The sequence below is a fragment of the Prauserella rugosa genome (assembly GCF_000719975.1).
Classification (GTDB): Bacteria; Actinomycetota; Actinomycetes; order Mycobacteriales; family Pseudonocardiaceae; genus Prauserella; species Prauserella rugosa.
In genome coordinates this window covers 46,814-52,936 of record NZ_JOIJ01000024.1, presented here as the reverse complement: position 1 = coordinate 52,936, position 6,123 = coordinate 46,814, and the positions used below count along the sequence as shown (strand labels likewise).

The window sequence follows — 6,123 nt, the reverse complement described above, 5'->3', positions numbered from 1 at the left end:
ATCACCCAATAGAGTCGCCCCCGGTAAGCGAAGCGCCATCCCGTCGACCTGGCCAAACCCCATCACGCTGCAGGCAGGGCGCAACAAACCACCCCAACGAAACACCGCCTGCAGCGTGATAAACAAAAGCCAGGTTCGACGGGATAAAGCGAAGCGGAAAAACGCCATCCCAGAGACCTGCCCAGCCGGCGAGGCGAAAAACCCCACGGCGAACCGCACCCACCGGAACGAACAACCCCGACGGCAAACCGCACCCACCAAATCAGCCCCCCGGAGAACAGCACCCGCCCCTAAAAACCCACACAAGCCCGAAAATCGCCAACACGAGCCCCCGAATGCGCAACACCCACCCCTGAACCCGCAACACGCGCCCCCGAACCCGCAACACGAGCCCCCGAATCCGCAACACGGGCCCCCGAATGCGCAACACGGGAGGCGGCCGGGGCTACGGCCAGTGGATGACGGAGTCGGCCCAGGCGTCGAGCAATGTGTCGTCGTGGCTGATGGCGAGAACGCCGATGCCGTCGGTGGTGACGCGGTCGCGGACGAGGTGGACGAGGAGTGCGGTGGTGGAGGCGTCGACCATGGCGGTCATCTCGTCGCAGATGAGGTAGCGGGGGCGGAGGACGAGGGCGCGGGCGAGGCAGGCGCGTTGGAGTTGACCGTCGGAGACTTCGTGGGGGCGTCGGCGCAGCAGGTCGGGGGTGAGTCCGACGGCGTGGGTGAGGTCATCGACGATGCCGTCGTCGGGTCGCCGGCAGGCGTGGAGGGGTCCGCGGATGATGTCGTCGAGTGTCCAGCGTGGGTCGGTGGCCAGGCGTGGTTGCTGGAAGACGACGCCGACGGCGGTGCGCTGTTCTCGGGGCGCGCGCTGGCGGAAGCCGGGTACGGTCTCACCGTCCAGGGTGACCTGGCCGGACCAGGGTTCGAGCAGCAGGGACAGCACCTTGGCGACGGTCGATTTGCCGCAACCGCTGGGGCCGGCGAGGCCGAGGGTGGTGCCCGGGCGCAGGTCGAGGTCGACGTGGTCGAGCACGGGCCGGCCTCGGTGATAGCCGACGACGATGTCCTTGGCGCTCAGCACGGCCGGTGCCCCGCGATCATGCGCTCGCCGACGGTGAACACGGTGGCATCGCCGGTGCAGGTGGGGTCGTCGTGGTCGACGCGGGCGCAGAACGCGCATCCGTCGGGCACGTTAGTCAGCTCCGGGGGATGGCCTGGAATGGGGGTGAACGTGCCGTCGGGCAGTGCGTCGAGAAGTCCGCGGGTGTAGGGGTGCCACGGGTCGGCGAACACCTCGTCGGCGGGTCCGGATTCGACGATGCGGCCCGCGTACATCACGGCGACGTCGTCGGCGACGCGGCGGGCGGCGGCGAGATCGTGGGTGATGAGCAGAACCGCCTTTCCGTTGTCGGCCATGGTGGCCAGCTGTCCGACCACGCGGTCGACGAGCGGACGGTCGAGGCCGGTGGTGGGTTCGTCGGCGAGGATCACGTCGGGGTCGCCTGCCATGGCGAGTGCGAAGGCGACCCGTTGCGCCATCCCGCCGGACAGCTCGTGGGGATACCGGTCGAGCACGGCGGGGTCGATGCCTGCGCGCTCGGCGAGGTCGTCGACGTCGGTGCCGGGCGGGCCGATGAGCCGTACCGTCTCGGCGAGTTGCGCCCGCGCCGTCCGCACCGGGGTGAGGTGCCCGGCGGCCGACTGGGGCACGAGACCGATGCGCCTGCCGCGGATGTGCTGGGCGAGGGTGCGTTCCGTCGCCGTGCACAGGTCGACGTCCCCGCCGGGGGCGTGCAGCACGGCGCGGCCGCGGGTCTGGGCGTTGGCGGGAAGCAGACCGAGCAGCGCCGACGTGAGCACCGATTTGCCGCAGCCGCTCTCCCCGACGAGCGCGAGCATCCGCCCGCGGGCGAGGGTCAGCGACACCTCGCTCGCGGCCCGGACGACTCCGGCCTTTCCCTTGCGTCCCAACAGGAAGCGCACCGACAGGTCGTCGATCGTCAACGCGTCGTTCACAGCGCCAACTCCGATCGTCGCCGTGGGACCAGCCGGTCGCGCAGCGTTCCGGCGATCCCCGCGGTGGCGAGGGTCGTCACGACCAGCAGCGCCGACGGGAACACCACGACCCACCAGCCGCCGAGCAGTAGTTCCGAACGGGCGTCCGACAGGATGTTGCCGATGCTGGCCATGTGCGGCGGCAGGCCCAGTCCGAGGAAGCTCAGTGCCGTCTCGTGCCACACGGCGTGCGGCAGCACGAGCACGGCGGACAGCGCGGCCTGCGGGACGACGGCGGGCAACACGTGCCTGCGGACGACGTGCAACTGCGACGCGCCCCCGGAGATCGCCGCGTCCACGAACGGCCGCTGGCGCAGCGACAGCACCTCGCCGCGCACGATCCTGGCCACCGTCGTCCAGTGGGTGACCACAATGGACACGATGACGGCGGTCATGCTGCCCCGGTACAGCGCCACGATGACGATGCCGAGCAACAGGTGCGGCACGGCGTTCACCGTGTCGAGCAGGCGCATGAGCAGCCGGTCCGGCCAACCGCCGAGGAATCCGGCGACCGCACCGATCAGCGTGCCCAGCGTGATCGATCCGAGCGCGCAGATCACCGCCACGATCAACGAGATCCGCAGGCCCGCGAGCGACCGCGCGAACAGGTCCCTGCCCGCCTGGTCGGTACCGAAGAGGTGCTCGCCGCTGGGCCCCTGGCGCACCTGCGTGTAGTCGAAGAACTGCTCACCGGACGGCGCGAGCCACGGCACCACGACGGCGGCCACCACCAGCACGGCCAGTACCGCCACGCCCACGACGAGCCGTGCGTGCGCCCTGCCTTCGACGGCCCGCCCCCGCGGAGTGCCCGCCCTTCTGCGTGCCGCCGGGCGCCAGGTCTGCTCAGCCATCGGCCCGCACCCTCGGGTCGGTCAGCGCCGTGGCGATGTCGGCGAGCAACGAACCGAGCAGCACCGCGGCAGTCGCGAGCAGCGCCAGCACGGCCAGAAGCGGATAGTCCACGGCGAGTCCCGCCTCGACCATCGCCGAGGCGACCCCCGGCCACGAGAACACCGTCTCCACGAGCACCGCGCCGGTGACGAGTTCGGGCACACGGGTGCCGAGCACGTTGAGGAACGGCAGCAGCGCGGTCGGCAGCGCGTGGCCGGTGACGACGAGACGTTCGGGCAATCCACGGGCCCGCGCCCCGATCACGTGGTCGTCGGCGAGGGAGGTCAGCAGCGACTGCCGCAGGTGCAGGACCAGCCACGGCGACTGCGAGGCCCCCAGCACGAGCGCCGGGAGCACGAGATGCCGCGCCACCTGTCCGAATGTCGCCTCGGCGTCGCCGTCGGTGACGCCTGCGACGGGCAGCCAGCCCAGGCCGACCGAGAACACCAGGATTGCGACGAAGGCCAGCACGAAACTCGGCAGCCCCTCCATGCCCTGGCCGATGGCCGTGACCGTGCGGTCGAGCCAGCCGCCCTGACGCCACGCCGTCACGATGCCGAGCACGAGTGCCAGCAGCGCGGCGACGACGATGCCCGTGCCCGCGAGCAACAGCGTCCACGGCAACCGTTCGGCCAGCACGTCGGCGACCGGCTGGTGGAACACGCGGCTCGTGCCGAGGTCGCCGGTCAACAGTCCGCCGATCCACCGTCCGAACTGGACGTGGACCGGATCGTCGAGTCCGAGCTGTTCCCTGGTCTGCTCGAGCTGCTGCTCCCCCGCGGAGAACACGTCGACGCCGTAGTACTGGTGGATGGGATCGAACGGCGATGCAGCACCGAGCAGGAACACCCCACCGGCGATCACGATCAGCACGGGGATCGCCATCGCGAGCCTGCGCGCGACGAGCCGCGCGATGGCCTCGCCGCGCGGCGTGGTGGCGTGGGTACGGGCGCTCATCGCTGCCGCTCCCAGGTACGCACGTTCCACCACGGTCCCCACGTCAGTCCGTGCGTGTGCGGTTCGACCACCGGGCGGTAGCCCTTCCACCCTTCCCGCAGCACGTAACTGTGGTCGAGGAACGCGAGGAACACGAAGCCAGGGTCGCCGTGGAAAGCGCGTTGCATACGGCGGAACGCGGCGGCCCTGTCGGCGTCGGTGTCGGCCCTTCGCGACTCCTCGAGCGCGGCGTCCACATCGGAATTGGCGTAGTAGCCCGGGTTGTTGTAGCCGTCCCCGCCGTAGGACGAGTGCAGCAGCGGATAGGCGACCAGATCGGGCTCGAAGGGGTTACCGCCGCCGAGGACCACCGCGTCCCGGTCCATGCGCGGATCGATCGCCTCCCAGCCCAGACCTTCCAGTGTCACGTCGATGCCCACCGCCTTCGCGTCCGAGGCGAAGGCCTGCGCGAACAGCTTCCGCACGCTGTCGTCGGCCGGGTACATGAGCGTGAACGCCGCCCGAGTTCCGCCGCGCGTGCGCACACCGTCGTCGCCGACGCGCCAACCCGCGTCGTCGAGGATGCGCCGCGCCTTCACCCTGTCGAAGGCGAACGTGGCCCGCGGCTCGTGCAGCTCCTCCAGTGCGGGCGGGATCGGCGTGTCCGCGGGAACGCCGTGACCGGCCAGGATGGCCTCGATCATGCCGCGCCGGTCGACGGCGTGGTTGAGCGCGGTGCGCACGGCGTGATCGCCGGTCACGGGGTTGTCCGAGGGCATCGTGATGGTCCGGTAGTCGGCCGTGCGGTGGTGCACGACGCGGTATCCGGCCAGATCGCGCATCGTGTCGGCGAGCGCGGGTGGCAGCGACGCTCCGTCGAACTCCCCCGCCCGCAGCCGCTGCGCCCTGGTGTTGTCGTCGCCGGCGAAGACCGCGGTGATGGTCCGCACCTTCGGCGCCCCACCCCAGTACCGGTCGTTGGCCGTCAGCACCATGCGATCGCCCTTCCGCCACTCGGTGAGTTCGTAGGGCCCTGTGCCGATCGGATGGCTGCCGAGGGGTGAGTTCTCCAATGGTTCGGGTTCGGCCAGCGTCTCGGCGGGCACGATCCCGAGCGTGAGCTTGTGCGGAAACGGCGTATAGCGGTACGCGAGGTCGAATCGGACCGTGTGGTCGTCGAGGGCGCGCACCGACTCGACCATCTCGTACTTCGACGACACGGTGGAGGCGTAACGCGGGTCGGCCAGCGCCCGGTAGGTGGCGACGACGTCGTCGGCCGAGAACGGCGACCCGTCGTGGAACACGACCCCGCGGCGTAGCGGCACGGTCCACGACCGGCCGTCGGCCGATTCGCGCGCGGGCGCGGAGGCCAACGCCGGGTGCGGCCTGCGGTCGGCCCCGTAGTCGTACAGGCCGTCGAAGATCTTGGAGGCACCTTCCTGCCCGTGCCCGAGCAGCGGGTGCAGGCTCTCGTCCTCGTAGGCCTCGGCCAGCACGAGCCCCTCGTCACCGGTCGCGTTGCCGCTGCCTTCGGGCACGGCACAGGCTCCGGCCGTGAGGAGCAGGCACGTCAGCGTCGCGATCGCACGCGCCGCGGCGGCGCCTCTGGAACACATCCCGCAACTCCCCCGCGCCGACCGATCCGTCCGCACGGCAAATTATCTGTTCAGCTGATCAGATGACAAGGTTGCGAGAGAATCCGAAACATCCCGTTCACCGGCGACAGAACGAGGGCAGCGACCGCCTCAGAGCGCTCCCATGTCGGACGACAGCCAGTGTTCGGGGCGCATCGTGATCACGAGATGTTCACCGAGGTGTTCCCGCTCGTAGTCCACGAACTGCTCCGCCCGATCGCGGGGCAGGTACCGGGCCGCCATCTCCAGCGACAGCGCGTGACTGTCGTCGCCGAACTCGGCGGGCCCTTCCACGCTCACGTACCGGACCGTCGGTTCGGACCGTTCCACGACCAGGGTGAACCGGCCCGCCGCGCGAATCGCCCTCGCTTTGCGCGAATCGGTGCCCGTGCGGATCCACAGAACTCCGCCGGGCCGGTACTGGTACCAGATCGGCACCGACAACGGCCCGCGACCTGCGCTCTCGACGACCGACAGCACGCCGATGTGCGGTTCGGCCAGGAACTGCTCACGTTCTTCCACGGATAACGCCATGACCGAGACGTTAGCCGCGACCACCGACATCCGCCGGTCGCCGACGGGCCCGAGCGGCCGCGGCCGGAAA

7 protein-coding genes are annotated in these 6,123 nt (G+C 70.3%); all 7 read right to left on the bottom strand.

Going from position 1 to position 6,123, the window contains the following annotated elements; translation table 11 throughout:
- A partial coding sequence (locus IF64_RS27770) for a hypothetical protein (protein WP_211252642.1) occupies positions 1-219 on the bottom strand: 219 nt, incomplete at its 3' end.
- Positions 220-445: 226 nt separating this feature from the next.
- The gene (locus tag IF64_RS0122415; RefSeq protein ID WP_030534149.1) at positions 446-1,084 is read right to left on the bottom strand and encodes an ABC transporter ATP-binding protein; all 639 of its coding nucleotides are present in this window, start codon (positions 1,082-1,084) and stop codon (positions 446-448) included.
- Positions 1,078-2,019, bottom strand: a complete 942-nt coding sequence (locus IF64_RS0122410; protein WP_036877580.1) for an ABC transporter ATP-binding protein — start codon at positions 2,017-2,019, stop codon at positions 1,078-1,080. Before IF64_RS0122410 ends, IF64_RS0122415 begins: the two co-directional genes overlap by 7 nt.
- Entirely contained in the window at positions 2,016-2,909 is an 894-nt protein-coding gene (locus IF64_RS0122405) for an ABC transporter permease (RefSeq protein WP_084706040.1), read from the bottom strand. The genes IF64_RS0122410 and IF64_RS0122405 overlap by 4 nt, the downstream gene beginning before the upstream one ends.
- Complete coding sequence (locus IF64_RS0122400; RefSeq protein WP_030534146.1) at positions 2,902-3,906, bottom strand: ABC transporter permease; 1,005 nt, start codon at positions 3,904-3,906, stop codon at positions 2,902-2,904. The genes IF64_RS0122405 and IF64_RS0122400 overlap by 8 nt, the downstream gene beginning before the upstream one ends.
- Positions 3,903-5,501: an ABC transporter substrate-binding protein gene (locus tag IF64_RS0122395; protein WP_030534145.1), complete on the bottom strand. Its 1,599-nt coding sequence runs from the start codon at positions 5,499-5,501 to the stop codon at positions 3,903-3,905. The genes IF64_RS0122400 and IF64_RS0122395 overlap by 4 nt, the downstream gene beginning before the upstream one ends.
- A 129-nt stretch (positions 5,502-5,630) precedes the next feature.
- Positions 5,631-6,053, bottom strand: coding sequence for a pyridoxamine 5'-phosphate oxidase family protein (locus IF64_RS0122390; protein WP_030534144.1), 423 nt, complete (start codon positions 6,051-6,053; stop codon positions 5,631-5,633).
- Positions 6,054-6,123: the final 70 nt, after the last annotated feature.